The organism is Saprospiraceae bacterium (assembly GCA_016712145.1).
In the GTDB taxonomy this organism is placed as follows: Bacteria; Bacteroidota; Bacteroidia; order Chitinophagales; family Saprospiraceae; genus Vicinibacter.
In genome coordinates this window covers 1922501-1938479 of record JADJRO010000001.1, presented here as the reverse complement: position 1 = coordinate 1938479, position 15979 = coordinate 1922501, and the positions used below count along the sequence as shown (strand labels likewise).

The 15979-nt window shown below is 36.4% G+C and carries 12 protein-coding genes (1 of these 12 only partly in view); 4 read left to right on the top strand and 8 right to left on the bottom strand.

The window, feature by feature from the left end:
• Positions 1-141: 141 nt before the first annotated feature.
• Entirely contained in the window at positions 142-657 is a 516-nt protein-coding gene (locus IPK91_08195) for a hypothetical protein (protein ID MBK8297240.1), read from the top strand.
• 201 nt (positions 658-858) lie between these two features.
• Here the strand turns inward: IPK91_08195 and IPK91_08190 are convergent, their stop codons facing one another.
• From IPK91_08190 to IPK91_08180, 3 genes are all read right to left on the bottom strand, one after another.
• Positions 859-3657 (bottom strand): insulinase family protein, encoded by a 2799-nt coding sequence (locus IPK91_08190; GenBank protein MBK8297239.1) that lies wholly within the window; start codon positions 3655-3657, stop codon positions 859-861.
• 66 nt (positions 3658-3723) lie between these two features.
• Positions 3724-4485, bottom strand: coding sequence for a TIGR02757 family protein (locus tag IPK91_08185; GenBank protein MBK8297238.1), 762 nt, complete (start codon positions 4483-4485; stop codon positions 3724-3726).
• 112 nt (positions 4486-4597) lie between these two features.
• Complete coding sequence (locus IPK91_08180; protein MBK8297237.1) at positions 4598-7897, bottom strand: T9SS type A sorting domain-containing protein; 3300 nt, start codon at positions 7895-7897, stop codon at positions 4598-4600.
• Between the two features lie 563 nt (positions 7898-8460).
• On the opposite strand from IPK91_08180, the gene IPK91_08175 reads away from it, so the two are divergent.
• Entirely contained in the window at positions 8461-8658 is a 198-nt protein-coding gene (locus IPK91_08175) for a hypothetical protein (GenBank protein MBK8297236.1), read from the top strand.
• A 418-nt stretch (positions 8659-9076) separates the two neighbouring features.
• On the opposite strand, the gene IPK91_08170 is transcribed toward IPK91_08175, so the two are convergent.
• The 5 genes from IPK91_08170 to IPK91_08150 all read right to left on the bottom strand — a co-directional run bounded on the left by IPK91_08170 (position 9077) and on the right by IPK91_08150 (position 13863).
• Entirely contained in the window at positions 9077-10690 is a 1614-nt protein-coding gene (locus IPK91_08170) for a T9SS type A sorting domain-containing protein (protein ID MBK8297235.1), read from the bottom strand.
• 66 nt (positions 10691-10756) lie between these two features.
• Entirely contained in the window at positions 10757-11611 is an 855-nt protein-coding gene (locus IPK91_08165; protein ID MBK8297234.1) for a hypothetical protein, read from the bottom strand.
• A gap of 100 nt (positions 11612-11711) precedes the next feature.
• Positions 11712-11924 carry a hypothetical protein gene (locus tag IPK91_08160; protein ID MBK8297233.1) on the bottom strand — a complete coding sequence of 71 codons (213 nt, stop codon included), beginning with the start codon at positions 11922-11924 and terminating at the stop codon, positions 11712-11714.
• Positions 11925-12070: 146 nt separating this feature from the next.
• Positions 12071-12571, bottom strand: a complete 501-nt coding sequence (locus tag IPK91_08155; protein MBK8297232.1) for a M24 family metallopeptidase C-terminal domain-containing protein — start codon at positions 12569-12571, stop codon at positions 12071-12073.
• Complete coding sequence (locus tag IPK91_08150; protein MBK8297231.1) at positions 12472-13863, bottom strand: aminopeptidase P family N-terminal domain-containing protein; 1392 nt, start codon at positions 13861-13863, stop codon at positions 12472-12474. Before IPK91_08150 ends, IPK91_08155 begins: the two co-directional genes overlap by 100 nt.
• Positions 13864-14039: 176 nt before the next feature.
• On the opposite strand from IPK91_08150, the gene rpoN reads away from it, so the two are divergent.
• The gene (gene rpoN, locus IPK91_08145) at positions 14040-15596 is read left to right on the top strand and encodes an RNA polymerase factor sigma-54 (protein ID MBK8297230.1); all 1557 of its coding nucleotides are present in this window, start codon (positions 14040-14042) and stop codon (positions 15594-15596) included.
• A 246-nt stretch (positions 15597-15842) separates the two neighbouring features.
• Positions 15843-15979, top strand: the start of a protein-coding gene (locus IPK91_08140; GenBank protein MBK8297229.1) for a lycopene cyclase domain-containing protein. Its footprint extends 685 nt past the window's final position; 137 of the gene's 822 nt are visible here — the first part of the coding sequence; its start codon is at positions 15843-15845; its stop codon lies off the right edge, out of view.

The following is a 15979-nucleotide window of genomic DNA, read 5'->3' as shown; positions in this document are numbered from 1 at the left end:
GATTTTGAATTCCATCAGGATCGATTATCCTAAAACAAACAATCAATTGATCGTTAGAGTTGGAAATAGGGCGGCAAAATTAAGCTTCGGGGCTCATTTTACAAAATAGGAACGGGGTCTTCTGACGTTGTATCTTTGAATATGCTTAAAAACGTTTTTATTTTAACTTCCTTGGTTTTGGTGTTTTCTTGCTCAAAACAAGAAGAAGGACAATTTCAATTGGAATATCGAATGAGTCTCGAACTGCCACCGGATGCAAATCCGCTTTTTACCCATGTATTTGAAAAGTCAATTGCTTCCGACTGGAACAATTTTTTAGCAGCTCACAATCTCAGTCAAACGGATATTTTAAAAATCAGGCCCAGGTCAGTGATTCTATCACCCGTTTTTAACAATGCCATCAGTTATGGTATTATATCAGAAGCTCATGCTTCCATGTATGATCTAAATGATCCGGGAGGATTGTTACCCATCGGGGATCTATACGATAACATCCGTTCAGATGATGAGCTGGTTTTATTACCAGGCCTTGCGGATGTAAAAGATTTAATAAAAAATGAGGAGTTTGTATTAAAACTGGAATTCAATTTGCGACAATTTCCAGGATCTGTATCGGAACATTTTCTTACCGTACAGTTTGATGTTTTTGTAAAATAAAAATTAAGGGAATCTCTAATAACTCCTTATACTTCGTTATGCGATTTTTTTAAACACCTCATTTACAGTAGTAAAATCAGCGTTTAAAAAAATCGCAAGCCTCGTCTAAGAAGTTATTAGAGGTTCCCTTAAGAATTAAGAATTGGTACTTGTGGCATTCTTAATTCTTAATTTTTAATTTTTAATTCTTAAATATCCCCTCTAGGGTTTTTTCATTTTATTCGCAAAATCACCGCCTTTAAATACACTCATTTTAGCAGGATCTACAAATTTATTCATTGCCATTCTTATTTGCTCTGGAGTCAGGTTGTTGATTTTGGATTCAAAATCTTCTGTAAATTTCATAGTTCTGCCAATATTTAACATTGAATTTAAAGTACCTGAAAGTTGAGCATCTTGAGATCTGCCCACTTTACGAGATTGCAGGTAACCGGATTTAGCATCTTTTAATTCTTGTTCGGTAAATCCTTCTTTAAGCATTTTTTCCAACTCTTCTTTATAAGCAGCTTCGAGGCGATCGCGATTTTCAGGAGCATAAATTGCGTAAATCATAAATCCGCCGCTTTTATCCTGAGAGTCAGCAAATAGCTGGGAGCCAACACCATAACTAATTCCTTCTTTTTGGCGGATTCTGGTTGCCAGTCGGCTGTTTAAAAACCCACCACCAAAAATATAATTTCCAAGTACCAATGCAGGATAATCCGGATCGTCATCACGAAGATTCAGATTCATACCAGCTAAAAACATGGCATTTGCTTTATCAGGAGTTTCTATGTTTTCATTGGTTGGTTTAACGTCTACATAAACATCTTCAAGACGTTTGTATGCATTTGCACTTTTCCAATTGGCTAGTTGTTTAGAAATGGTTGATTTTACTTCGGCTTCTTCAAAATCGCCTACAATGGCAATGGTAGCATTATTAGCTCCATAAAAATCTTTATAGAATTGTTTACAATCCTCCAATTTAACGTCTTTAATTGCTTGAATTTCTTCTTCAATTGTTTTTATATATCGAACATCATCTTTTGGATAAGGATTTAAATGCCTTTGAATGGCATTGCCAACCAATGCCTGAGGATCTGATTTTTGTTCTTCTGTTCCAGCCAATTCTTCATTGCGCAATTCTTCAAATTCTTTTTCATTAAACGCAGGTTGTTTTAAAACTTCCGTTACTAAATTCATAACTGCTGGTAAATTTTCTTTAGTTGTTTGAATGTTGACACTTAAAGTGCCCCCTGAACCAAAAAATCCAACACGTGCTTTCAATTTATCAAATTCATCTTTTATAGCTTGTCTGGATTTTGTTGTAGTGCCTTTATCCAACATACTGGCTGTAAAAGAACTGATCGTTGATTTGCCTTTTAAATTCATTTCATTGCCAAATCGAAGGGTGATGTTGGCATTGACTACATTTCCTTTTGTTGCTTTTGGAAGCAAAGCATATTTAATTGAATTGGCTTCTTGACCCCGATGGGTGCGGCTTTCAATATTAGCTGGAGATGGATCGAATTCTTCACCTTGTGCAACCAAAGGATCTCCTTTGTAATCTTTTACCAAGGCTTTAATATCAGGCGCTCCAGGAATTTCAGCACGATCAGGTTTTGCTTCTGGATAAAACATTCCAATGGTCCGATTGTCTGGTTTAAAATAAGTTGATGCAACGCGTTGTACATCTTCAGGTGTAATTTTTCGGATGTTGTCTCTATAAATAAAGGCCAACCTCCAATCACCCATTCCGATGTATTCACTGATAGACCTACCAACAAATTCGGTGTTTCTAAAAGATAATTCAAAATCTTTAATCTGTTTGTTTTTTGCACGATCCACTTCTTCTTTGGTTGGTGGATTTGTACGAATGTCGTCAAGTGTTTTAAGGAGAATGGTCCGAGCTTCTTCCAGTGAATTTTCTTTACGTACCTGAACGCCAAAATAAACAAAGCCGGGTTCTTTTAATGTAGCGCACCAACCAAATTGACTAGACGCTTTTTTGGTTTCTACTAACGCTTTGTATAATCTTCCGGAAGGTTCGTTGGTCATGATGTCAGCAAGGATGTCAGCAGCAGCTGCATCTTTGTGCGATCCGGGTGGTATGTGATATAAACAAGAAACGACTTGCACGTCACCAACACGTTTCAATACGACATTGCGTTCTCCATCTTGTGTCGGCTCATCGGTATAAGTAGGTATTAATTCACGACTTGGTTTTTTAAGTGGTGAAAAATATTTGTGAATCAACCACAAGGTTTTCTTTTCATCAATTTTACCTGCCACCATTAAAACGGCATTGTCTGGTTGGTAATATTTTTTATAAAATCCCTGTAAACGTTCGATGGGTACCTTTTCAATATCGGCACGCGCTCCGATGGTTGATTTTCCATAATTATGCCAGAGATAAGCTGTTGATAAGACCCGTTCCATTAAAATACTTCCTGGATCGTTTTCACCACTCTCAAATTCATTGCGCACCACAGACATTTCTGTATCCAGATGTTTTTTCGCAATAAATGAATTAACCATCCGGTCAGCTTCGAGATCCAATGCCCAATTCAGATTTTCATCAGTGGCTGCAAAGGTTTCAAAATAATTCGTACGATCATACCAGGTAGTACCGTTTGGTCTTGCTCCATGTTTTGATAATTCGTTTGGAATGTCCGGATGTCTGGGAGTTCCTTTAAAAACCATGTGCTCTAAGAGATGGGCCATACCCGTTTCTCCATAGCCCTCATGTCTGGAACCTACTTTATAGGTAATGTTTACGGTCACTGTTTGTTTGGATTGGTCAGGATACAATAATACCTGCAAGCCATTGGGTAAAAAGTACTCGGTAATTCCTTCAACGCTTGCACCTTTCGTAAAACCAGGGGGCATGCTTGAATAATCCATTGCAGTTGTTTTTGCTTTAGCAGGACCTGCTTTTCCTGCTTTGGATGGTTTGCCTGCTTGGCCGAAAACCAGGCCAAAATTTAAGGCCAAAATTAAGATTAATAAATAATTACGCATATGATTTTTATTTAATATAAATTTTTAACTACCTTGTCTCCTGCAAAATTACATCACATCTACGAATTATTTCGTAGATGATGTCTTTTTTTCTGAAATGCCCAGTCCGAATAGTGCAAAATCGTATTTCACCGGATCCATTGGATCCAATGTTCTGCAATGGGCACTTAATTCTAAAACAGCGTTCCAATCCGATTGTTTGCGGGTTAACATACCCAACTTTCGGGCATTTTTCTCGACATGAACGTCTAAAGGCATTAATAATTGTGAAGGCTTTATGGTTTTCCAAATTCCAAAATCAATTCCTTGGGGATCCGATCGAACCATCCAACGTAAAAACATGAGCAACCGTTTGCATTTTGAATTGGATTCCGGGGATGCTATGTGCTTTAAACATCGTTTTGCCGGATTGCAATATTTTATAAAATTTGCTCTGAATCGAATGAGTGATGGACCGACATGTTCTTCATCTTGTAACGAACCGTTTGTGAATGCGGATTCTAAACTGGTATGTTCCTTATAATAGTTTTGAAAAAATTCTAAAAAGTATAATGCATCCTCCCCATTAAACGTGCGATGTACAAATTTTAAAAAGGGCTTTCTTTCTGATTCAGTATGATGGATAATAAATTCATATGGTTTTTGGTCCATCCATTCCAATAATTTTGTACCACTTTGGAGGATGGATTTGCGATTTCCCCAAGCCAATAATGCGATCCACAAACCACTGATTTCAATATCCTGTTTTAATTCAAATCGTTTGGGAATTGAGATCGGATCCAGTTCAATAAAATCGCTTTGATTAAATTGACTAACCAATTGATCCAGATAAATTTTTAAGTCGAAGGGCTTTGCTTTCAGTAAAATGTAGATTTATTCTAAAATGAATTGAAAGCTCCAAATACCTAATTATATACTTTTAAGTATTTGGAGCATGGAATTATTTTACAAATATTTTTTTATACAATCGATTTTTATAATGTAATTCTAATAGATACACTCCGGAAGCTAATTCTTCCGTTAGAATGTGCAATTGATTTCCTTTTGAAATTAAATTCGTATGAATGTCAAACAAGCGCCAGGTGATATCAGGATTCGAATTATTTAAAATTTCAATGTGCAATTTATTTTTTACAGGATTCGGATAAATCAGAATGGATTCAATTTTTTTCAAATCCTCATTTCGAATGATAACAGGAACCGTAAAGTCAAGACGGGTTTCACAACCATTTTGATCATAGACATAAACCCAGTAATCTCCTGGTGCCAAATTCATTATAGAATCTGTTTTTTCTCCGGTACTCCAAAAATAAGTATAAGGCATCGTACCACCATTTACCGTTGTTTTAGCGCTTCCATTCTGACCACTGCTCCCAACTATATCAAGTTGAACAAATAATAATTCAGGTGAACGGACTTCAATTTCTGAGGTGGTTTGACAGCCATTGGCGTCTCTGGCGAAGACCGTATATTTACCAGCTTTCAAATCAACCAATTCCGTAGTATTTGGACCATGGCTCCAGTTTATTAAAAAGGGTGAAGCACCGGAAATAAAATCAATAAATAATTTTCCATCTTCTTTTCCGAAACAACTGACGTCAAAAACCAAGGAACTGATTTTTACCGAGTCGAGGTTTTTTAATTCAATCTCTTTCTCAAATTTACAACCACTGGAATCTTGTACACTCAAATGGTAGGTACCGGATGGCAGTGCGGTGATTCGTGCTTCCGTTTTACCATTAGACCAATTGTATTGATAATTTTGACCGCTACCACCTAGTACAGTTGCTTCCAATGAACCGCCAACTTCAGGACATGCAGGTGTAGTAATAAATTCTATATCCAGTGCAGGATTCACTTTTAATTCTACATATTCTGTACTATCACAACCATTTACTGCTTGAAAATGAAATTGCAAATTCGTATCTCTAGTATAGGCGACATTTCTAAAACTGTCAGCATAACAAATAAATTCCAGGTGATCGCTTCGTTTGTTATCCAGAATGTTTAATTGTGTTTGAACGATGCTGTCGCAAGCATTGTAAGAAAACAAACTATCCGTATACAAACCACTTTTCGTATATACATTCTTTCCAACGGAAATGGATTCTCCATCACAAATGGTAAATTCCTGTTGGTAATGGGTATTGTAATGATATAGATTTATGGTGTGACTTGCTTTTTGATTTCCACGGGTCACTGTTACGGAAAGTGGACCCACTTGATTTGCAGAAATGCTTTTTGTGGTATCACCGGTTGACCAGTTATATTTTGCATTTCGGATTTTTGTATCAAATAATTTTGATTGCCCATCACATACAGGAATATCACAACTTGTAACGGAATCTTTGCTGCGCCAGGAAATCACGATGCTGAATTGAACTTTTGCATCCACCCCATTATCAAATTTATTGTCATTGGTTGTAAAATACCAGGTTCCTTTAGGATTGAATTTTCCCAGAATCCGTTTATAAGTTTTAATTCCTTTAAATGTAGCGGGTTCTGATGCATTGGGTGTATATCGGGCATTGGATATATCAATTGTTGGCGGACTTTGATACGCAGCAATGATATCGCGCGTCCAGGAAGTGCCTTGCGGCTCAATTTTCATTTGCAATTCAACCAATACATCCCGTCCCCATTGCGGAACATTTTTATACAAACTATCCGGTACAAACAAACTATCAGATTGTACACCCTGATCTGCATTCATTGTGACACTAACAACAAAAGAATCTCGTTGACCAGGAATTATTGGACAACCCAGATTTACCAAAAAGTCAGAAATAATAATAGTATCAGGTTCAGAAAATTCAGTACAGCGATCAGAAACAGCCAGTTTATAAATTCCACTATAACTTGGTTTTAATATTGAATCCTTTGGTAAGGGCATCAGGTAATCGTAATGAAACCAATCGTAGGTATAGAGTGATTTTAAAGGTCGCGCCTTTAATAAGATGGTATCTCCTTCAAAATAAGGTGTTGGAAGACTTTCTACAATATCCGGAACAATCCGGTATGACAGGCAGGATCTGTTTTCAACATTTGAACGAATAAGATTTCCGGGTTCTATTCCAAATCCTTTGGTGAAATTAATTCCAACTCCGGTAAGATGGCAGTAACTCATGATGGTCCCCCCTCCATTGGGAGTTGGCCCAGGAGCACATAAATTGCCTTCCGGAGCCTGGCAATTATCTAAAGCAGTATTCCGGTTAGGACCCCACTGGCAGGCATGTGTATGAGGGGAGCCTAAATTGTGACCCATTTCATGAGTCATCACCTCCACACTCCAGGAATAGGTAGGTAAAACGGAATACGAATTATAAACGAAAGCAAATGAATGCGGTCCCGATTGTCCGTTGTAGGGTTGACACAGGGTACCCAACCAGGCGATGCCCCCTTGTTGTTGAGGAGGATAGGTCGATACCAATTGGGCTAAATTTCCGGTAAAATTATTTTTGCGATAGGAGGTATAGTGAAAAATAATGGACTGTAAATCGGTGTGTAAGAATGGATCCGGAGTGGTCCATACAAAGATCTCAGAAATTTCCAGTGTAATGTACTCGTTGTAATAAAGGGTTTTAACCACATTGAACAGTCCGGAAATATAGGTGGTGACCTGGTTTTTTTGACTGCTGCGATCCGTGTACATCCTGTAATCACATTCCAGAAAAACCTTGACACTTTTACAAGCATTGTCAAACATACTGTCTGGAACAAATTGAAGATTTTTTAAGTTTTTTGGTGATTCAGGCAATGCATCAGAACCACATTGGAAGCCCGAGTTGACCGGCAATTCGTTTTCATAATAGAGAACATGAGCAGGTTCATTTTCTGTTACTGAATTTTGAGGAATCAATTTTCCGAGAACCAGATTTCCTTTTTCAGGTATGGAAAGCACCCCCATAATTTCACTTCCGGAAATTGTGATGGCAGCAAAAGAACCCGGCCTGTTTTGAATAATACCTCTATAAAATAGGGCCTGCTGAGGCATAGGTTCTCTGAGATCGGGTCGATCTGAACTAATGACACCAGCATCCGGACTGTAAATGTCCTGACGAATTAACAACAGTTCAAGTTTTTGCTGATGGCCGTCCTGAAGTTCAAATTGAAGGTAAGCAGGTGCTTTTGTGAGGACTTCCTGGATGGCAGTATTTTGAAGTGTAGAGAAAGAAGACCCGGGCATGGATTTTACAAAATCAGGGCGTTTAAAATTTGGAAGAGATTGCAAAAGCTCCATTTTGTGGAATTCAGGATTCTTCTTCAATAGGACCTGCATTTCATTCCAAATTCGGGAAGCTTGGACGGAATAAAAACCCAAGAATAGAAAAAAAGCAAGCGGTAGTATCCTGATTAAACGCATGGAAGGTATTTTTTGTAAAGATCTGTTTTTCCTGGAAATTGTTTGAGTATAAGCTAAAGGGAAGTTTTAAAAACCTTGTTAACCTTGCCAACCAATTATATGAATCCACTCATTCATGAATCAAGCCTTATAAAAAGAATTGTAAACCAAGCAAAAAACTAAAAAAAGGGCCTTTTACATCCTAAAATTAATAGCAAGAAGTCTGAAAACATTAAAATCCAGCATTTGGAGCTGATTCTCAGACCTTGAAATGTTATTTTCAGGCAATTAGCCATATTGAAAAAGACGCATGTGTAATTTATATGACAACTTAAGCCCATTATTTGAACGAATTGCCTATAAAATTGAGCTTAAATCGTTATTTGAAAAAAATAATTTAAAAATAATTACATATTAACAAAAAAACATATATAAATTTGTTCTGTTGTAAAAATACAATTATGCAAGGATGGAAAAAAATCATGTCTCTGGCCGACGCTTACAAGGCCGAGATCAAAAGACTTCAGCTTGTTAAAAACGGGATTGAAGCGATGGTAACCACCAAAGCCCTGTTAAATAAGGCCAGTGCGGACCTTTATGTAAAGGAAGGGCAATACGAAATCGCTACAATCCTATTGTTTGAAAATGAGGAAGATTGAGCCGGTTTAGAAGCTCAGTTGGAAGTTTTTATTGTAGATATAGACCAGGAGGCTTATAAATAAGAAAAGGAACAACAGGAAAAAAATAAAGCATTTTCCTTTACTGCCCTTTTTCAATTGCTGGATTTCCATGATTTGCTTTTAGTTCCGCAAAGTAAATTAATATTTAATTATTATACAAGGGTCATAATGTTTTTATTATTTATTTGAGTGTCAATTTATTCGTACAATTAACGCGCTATGCAAATATTTCAAGGATTCAATAAATATAGAATAAATCAGTCCGCCAGGAAATCAATTAATCTGATCTCATTCATTCTATGAGTATAAAATAAATAGATCGTTACCTGAATAGCTTCTTTGATTTAAATAAAATTGAATTTGGTAAGTTTCATTTGTTGCATGTCAATTTTCAAAACTATTGTTTTATAAATAAGGTTGAACTCCTACCGGAATTATTTTCTGCTTTGATAAAGTATGAACCTGCCTTGTAATTGTGCAGCGGCATAATTACTTGCTCCCCTTGTAGATAAGAAGAAAATTCATCCATAATTTTCCCATCACTCGAAATAATCTGATACTTGGTTTTTTCATCAGATGAATTCACAAGTACAAAATAATTACTTGCGGGATTTGGAAATATTTTTAGTTCGTCTTTCGATCCTGGATTTTTAGTGCTTACTATGTCACATCCGGGTATTAAACAGCCATAATCATCTACTCGAAGAAGCCAGGGCATGAAGTAGGGTTCTTTAAATTTTTCGTAAGCTTCTCCATTAAATGACTCCGCGCCAATAATATATCCGCCGCCAGGGAATGATTTAATATCGTGTAGCAAACCATGATCATAACCATTTCTTATCCTATAATATCTTTTCCATCCAATTTGATTGGTACTATCAATTTTGAGGATAGTAAGAACATAATGTGTTATCAATGATGTATCAAGCCGAGCTAAAGAATCAATGTAGTTAATAATCGTATCTTTTCTAACCGTGAAGCCACCTACAATAATGCCTTTTTCATCATTCGAATTAATAACCTTTTCAAATGTTTTGAGTGACGCTGGGGTACTCAAGCTTGTATCGTAGTTCAAATTAATATATCCCATGAAATTAAAGTCGGAATCTAAGATTTGAATTATTCCATAACCCATATTAGCATAGGGATATTGAGGTTCATTCCAATTGTAATTAGAGGAAAGATATAACCACCCTTTTTTATTTTCAACAATATCATAAATTTGATTAAATCCTTCTTCTGTCAAACTGGAAGTGTAAACATTCTTAATATTTCCATCCGAATCTAATTTATAAAGTAAACTTTGATATTTTGCTTTCCAGCCAACGCCAGTATAATCATTAAATCCTACTCCAACATAAATATTGCCACTCAGGTCTGAATATGCAGAAAAACAATGATTATTAAAAGTATTAAATGGCTCTTTTCCTATAACTGATTGCCAAATAATTTTTCCAGATGTATCTATTTTCGTGATTTGTATTTTATAATTATAACCTGCTGAATCAATTGCTATATCGCTTGCAGTTATCAAACAATCTTCAACTGTGGCAACCAAATTTCCTCTTAAAATATCACCGTTATTAATTTTACTATTTTTAATTTCTAAAACATCCTGTTTTCTGGTGAATCTATTAAATTTGAGGATTGATTGCTCGCGGTAAAAATTATTAAATGAGGTATAGAAAGTAATCCCATCCCAAGTATGGATTCCTTCTGGGTAGAAATAATTGTATTTTTCAGAGTCTTTAATGTGATAATATTCCAAGAGATCGCCATTAAGAGCAAAAACAAAAAAAGCTGTCCCCTCAATATTTTTGTATGTCGTATCAGTTGAATAACCAAATGCATAAATAAGACTATCAGTAGGAAAAACTGCGGTTAGATAATTAGGCCATTGATTTACTAAACCTGTACCATCCTCTGGCACAGTATAAACTTTACTAAATAGGTCCTGAGACTCTACTGTGCCTCCGGCAATTAATAGGAAAATTAGAATTTTAAGGTTCATTGATTTTAAAAAGGATGAAATCGGAATAAAAATAAGCTTTTCATCTTAATTATTTATTCCGACTCATCATTTATTTGAGTTGCTCATGCCTCCGAGATAAATTCTGTTGTTAATTAAACCATCCATACTTTCACCCCAATAACATGTTTCTTTAATGCCATTGTAAGTTCTTGCTTGATTTTGAATATTAAATTTGGAATCTAGTTTAAAGAGTTCAACACTTTGAGTATCTGATTGACATCCTGTAACAGCAAAATAAAATGAATTGCTCCAACTAGGAACAAATAGACTTGTTGGACCACATTGCTTAAAAAACCAGGGAGACTCAATAGAATCAATAACATTCAAATTCTTATCAATTTTCAAATTAACAGACCCAGAACCAATAAAGCCCTCTGAAATTTTATCTTTGTCAATGTCATCAGCCATACTGCTGGAAATTCCTGGTTGATAAAATTTATAATTAATAAAATTTTGATTCCAATCTAAATGGATGAAAAGATTTAACCATATACCACCAGTAATTGGTGCTGGATATTTGGATAAATTGACTGATGCTACAATACCATCTTTCTCTAAAGTAGTTCCCATGAACCAATAGGGCTCAATATTGGCAGGTAAGTCGATGATATATTCTTTAGTAATTTCAAATTTAAAGTTTAAACTAAGTATTTGTATTTGAAATTGATTTGGTTTGGATTTTAATGATAATGCCCCTAAAGTTATATTTCCAGAATCCAAACTAAAAATTCTAAAAATTTTGGAATTGTATAAAGGGTATTCAATTTTTAGTTCCTTAATTAAATTACAACTTGAATCTATTAATACCAATTTGGAATATCTAAATGAAGGATTTAAACTATAATCCCAATTTATAGAACAAAAAACCAGATTGCCATCTTTGCTTTCATCAATATGCATAATTTGTTCATGAGAACTACTATCGCTATTTGAATAGCAAAATATTGATTGAGATTGGATTTCATTTATTAAAAATCCCCAAAATATAATGAGTCTAATATTATTCATCGGGACAATCAGTAAATGGTAAATCTAAAGCTAATGGAGCAACATCCATTCTTATTCCAATCCTAGCATTAAGTTGCCATTCTTCATTAGTGCACTCTGAACAAAGGTTTTTATAATGATTAATTGCCAGGACCATTAGTTTTTTATTTTTATTAGATTCAATACAATCAAAGTAGGCCCCTACGTTATTCATATACCAATTCATTTCTTGAAATTCAATAAAATGAATAGCTTACCAAATATTTCCTTGTCTGACCATGTTACATCAATAAGCAGAATTATAATTAATATCCTAAAAATATTGTAAGGAATAAAATGTTTTTAAATTGAAAAATTAGAATGAATTTAAACTCAAATCGCCTTACATTTTTCCTTCAACCATTTCTTTTCACTCGCATCTAAATGAGGTGCGATGCGGTTATAAACTTCTTTATGGTAATTGTTTAACCAGTTGATGCATTGTTTTGTCATCATCGGACTGTGCACCAGTTTTAAATCAATTGGAAACAAAGTAACCGTTTCAAATTTTAGATAATTGCCCTTTGCACTTTTAGTGTGGAGGCTATTGATCACCAGATTTTCAATTCGGATTCCATGGGATCCTTCTTCGTAATATCCGGGTTCGTTAGAAGTAAGCATGCCTTCCAGCATTTCACTTTGGCCGCGTTGATTCCAGCTGGTGACAAAACCCTGAGGAGGCTCGTGTACATTCATAAAATAGCCGACCCCATGTCCGGTTCCATGACTGTAATTCAAGGACATATTCCATAAATATTGACGCGCCAGGATGTCAAGTTGGATACCTTTAGTCCCTTCCGGAAAAATGGCATCTGCCAGGGCGATATGTCCCATGAGCACTGCGGTATATTGTTTTTTACTTCTGGCGCCGGAGCGCTCAAAGCAATGGTCCGGGTGATGTCCGTTGTTCCGTCCTGGTATTGTCCGCCGGAATCTACCAATAAGATGCCCTTGGCTTTGATGGTGGCCGATTTTTTGGCATCCGGTTTATAATGTATGATGGCACCATTTGCCTGATAACCAACGATGGCGTCAAAACTTTCCCCCACATACAAAGGCTGTTGACTTCTGAATTCCATGATTTTCATGGCAAATTCATGTTCTGAGCAATTTTTGGATTTTTTCAACAGATTTTCCAGCCATATAAAGGCTTTTACCAGTGCAGCTCCGTCTTTTTCCATGACTTTTCGAATGTGTTCAATTTCCGGCTTGCTTTTAATGGCTTTCATTTTCATCACCGGACTGACATCGCTGAGAAGACTGCCTTCAGGAAACTGAATGGCGAGTTTCGCATTCATCGTAGATGGATCTATTAAAATCTTTTTACCCGGTTTGATGGCTTGAACCACCGATTTTATCGTAAAATAGTTTTTTACATGGACTCCGTCTTCTGCCAGTTTTTTCTCCAAGGCTTCCGGAAGTTTGTCTGGTGGAATGAATAAATCACAATGATCCATGGTTACCAGCAAATAGGAAGTAAATACCGGATTGCAATGCACGTCTTTTCCTCGTAAATTCAACAAATAAGCAATTTCATCCAATGCAGAAAGCAAGATGTAATCGGCTTTTTGAAGTTTGAGCTGTTCGCGAAGGCTTTTTAATTTGAGCTCGCGGGATTTGCCTGCATATTTTACAGCATGTTCATAAATGGGTTCGGGGCTCAGCGCAGGACGATCTTCCCAAATATCCTGCATTAAATCTCCACAATCTTTCAAGTGTAGTCCTTTTTCGGTTAGTTTCTTATCAAAAGCACGAATTTGAGCCAGTGAAAAACACCAAAAATCACATCCTACGGTCTGACCGGATTTAAGCTGACTGCAGATCCAATCCATATATTCGGCCTGGGCTTGAGCCAGCAGTTTATGAAGTGTGACACCACTTCCTTTGAGTTCGAGTTCTGCTTGTAAAAAATAGCGGGAATCTGTCCAAAGTCCGGCATGGTCGGCAGTCACCACCACGGTTCCGGCGGAACCATGAAATCCTGAAATCCAGTAACGGCCGGCCCAATATTCCGGCACATATTCACTTTGGTGGGGATCCGCTGTCGGGATAATGTAGGCATCTACTCGAGCCTTGTTCATTACGGTTTTTAAAGCGGCAATACGGGGAGGAATCAGGCTTGTCATATGAAGATATATTAAATATTTTTATAATATGTAGTTATTTTCTTTACATTTGCCATGCAATGTTACGATTTTCCGGTAGCAAAATCTCAATCATTCCTTATTTTATAAGGATTTGATACCCGTTTTTTGAGAACTAAGCCCGGGATTCGATTGTTCATTCAGATAGTATAGCGCACATGATTAAGCAGCAATTAAGCCAAAGTCTTTTACAAAAACTTTCCCCACAGCAGATTCAGCTGATGAAACTATTACAGGTTCCAACAGCGATTCTCGACCAACGCATCCAAGAAGAAATCGAATCCAATCCGGCTTTAGAAGAAGGCAATGAATACGATGAAAATTACGATGCTGATTTAAAAGAAGGCGTCAATGATCAGGACAATGAATTTGACTTGACGGAGAAAGAGCAATATGAAAAGGAAAGTCAGGATGAGTTGATGAACAGCGACAGTTTCGATGACTATTTAAACAATTACATGGATGACAATACAGCATCCTATAAGTATAAAACCGATGATTATGGGGCACACGAAGAAGAACATCGCAGTTTGCCCATTGCAGTTGAAAATACCTTTCATGACCATTTGCGCAGGCAAATTGGTTTATTAAAACTGAAAGACGAAAATCAATTTAAAATTGCAATGCAATTGATTGGAAGCATCGATGATGATGGGTATTTAAGACGAGAACCCAATGCGATTATCGATGATTTGTTATTTTCCCAAAACATAGTCGTTACGGAAAAAGAAATACTGGAGCTGTTGTATAAAATCCAATCCTTTGATCCGCCCGGTGTTGGAGCCAGAACGCTTCAGGAATGTTTGCTGTTGCAGATTCGGGTTAAAATTAAAATCGCAACAAGTAAAATTCAGTTGAAAGTATTAAAGTTAACCGAGTTTATTCTTGAAAAATATTTTGAAGAATTTACTAAAAAACACTATACCAAATTGCAGCGCGTTTTAAATCTCACCGAAGCACAATTGAAAGTAGCTGTAAATGAAATTATAAAACTGAATCCGAAGCCCAGTTCAGGATATGTAGATCAATTACCTACAAATCTGGTTGCTGGTCATTTTATCGTACCGGATTTTTCTATCGTAAATCGAGACGGAGAATTGGAATTAAGTTTAAACAGCCGCAACGCACCGGATCTCCGGATCAATGACCAATATTTGGACATGTTGCGGCACTATAAAGACCATAAGAAAACGGGCAATTCAAATAAGCAAGAAAAAGAAGCCATTTTATTTATCAAACAAAAGATTGAAAGTGCCAAATGGTTTATTGATGCCATCAAACAACGGCAGGATACGTTGTATAAAACCATGTATTCCATCATGCAGTATCAGCATGATTATTTTATGACCGGAGATCAGAAAAAAATCCGGCCCATGATATTAAAGGACATTGCAGAAATCACTTCATTAGATATATCAACGATATCGAGAGTTGCCAACAGTAAATTTGTACAAACTGAATTTGGAACCAAACGATTGAAAGATTTCTTTTCAGAGTCGATGCAAACGGAAGAAGGAGATGAAGTATCCACGCTGGAAGTCAAAAAAATACTTTCCGATTTGGTTCAGAATGAAAGTAAGCGCAAACCGCTCAGTGATGAAAAATTAAAGAATCTATTGATGCGCAAAGGCTATAACATTGCCAGGCGTACCATTGCAAAATACCGCGAGCAAATGAACATCCCTGTAGCCCGTTTGCGCAAGGAACTTGTCTAAGAAACATTTAAATAATATTTACCTGTTGAAGGGAATGTAATGGCTGATCCCGTTAATTGAGAGCTTCTCGTTTAAAACGAAGGGTTTATTAGAGGGCACTGAAACGTTTCGTTGTTTAATTCAATTCAGCTAAATTTTTATTTTTTAAAACCCGATAGTTTTTGTTCAACCGCGGCTCTGGAAATGAACAAGCACCTATCATTTAGGATACTTGTCCTATTTTTGGCATCTGAACGATTGTAAATTGTGAGAAATCCCACCATTTCTAAAATAGCTTTCTATTGGATTCCCGCTGCGATGATCCTTGTAGGGTATCCCTTTATCGGATTTGATATTATTGCGGGTGGATTTGAAAGCCAGGGAAACCAGCTCGTATCCATGCA

Bases quoted from the DNA above. Each gene is read 5' to 3' on its own strand.
- IPK91_08195 (MBK8297240.1), top strand. From the start codon at position 142: ATGCTTAAAAACGTTTTTATTTTAACTTCCTTGGTTTTGGTGTTTTCT.
- IPK91_08190 (MBK8297239.1), bottom strand. From the start codon at position 3,657: ATGCGTAATTATTTATTAATCTTAATTTTGGCCTTAAATTTTGGCCTG.
- IPK91_08180 (MBK8297237.1), bottom strand. From the start codon at position 7,897: ATGGAGCTTTTGCAATCTCTTCCAAATTTTAAACGCCCTGATTTTGTA.
- IPK91_08175 (MBK8297236.1), top strand. From the start codon at position 8,461: ATGCAAGGATGGAAAAAAATCATGTCTCTGGCCGACGCTTACAAGGCC.
- IPK91_08170 (MBK8297235.1), bottom strand. From the start codon at position 10,690: ATGAACCTTAAAATTCTAATTTTCCTATTAATTGCCGGAGGCACAGTA.
- IPK91_08165 (MBK8297234.1), bottom strand. From the start codon at position 11,611: ATGCATATTGATGAAAGCAAAGATGGCAATCTGGTTTTTTGTTCTATA.
- IPK91_08160 (MBK8297233.1), bottom strand. From the start codon at position 11,924: ATGAATTGGTATATGAATAACGTAGGGGCCTACTTTGATTGTATTGAA.
- IPK91_08155 (MBK8297232.1), bottom strand. From the start codon at position 12,571: ATGGGACATATCGCCCTGGCAGATGCCATTTTTCCGGAAGGGACTAAA.
- IPK91_08150 (MBK8297231.1), bottom strand. From the start codon at position 13,863: ATGACAAGCCTGATTCCTCCCCGTATTGCCGCTTTAAAAACCGTAATG.
- rpoN (MBK8297230.1), top strand. From the start codon at position 14,040: ATGATTAAGCAGCAATTAAGCCAAAGTCTTTTACAAAAACTTTCCCCA.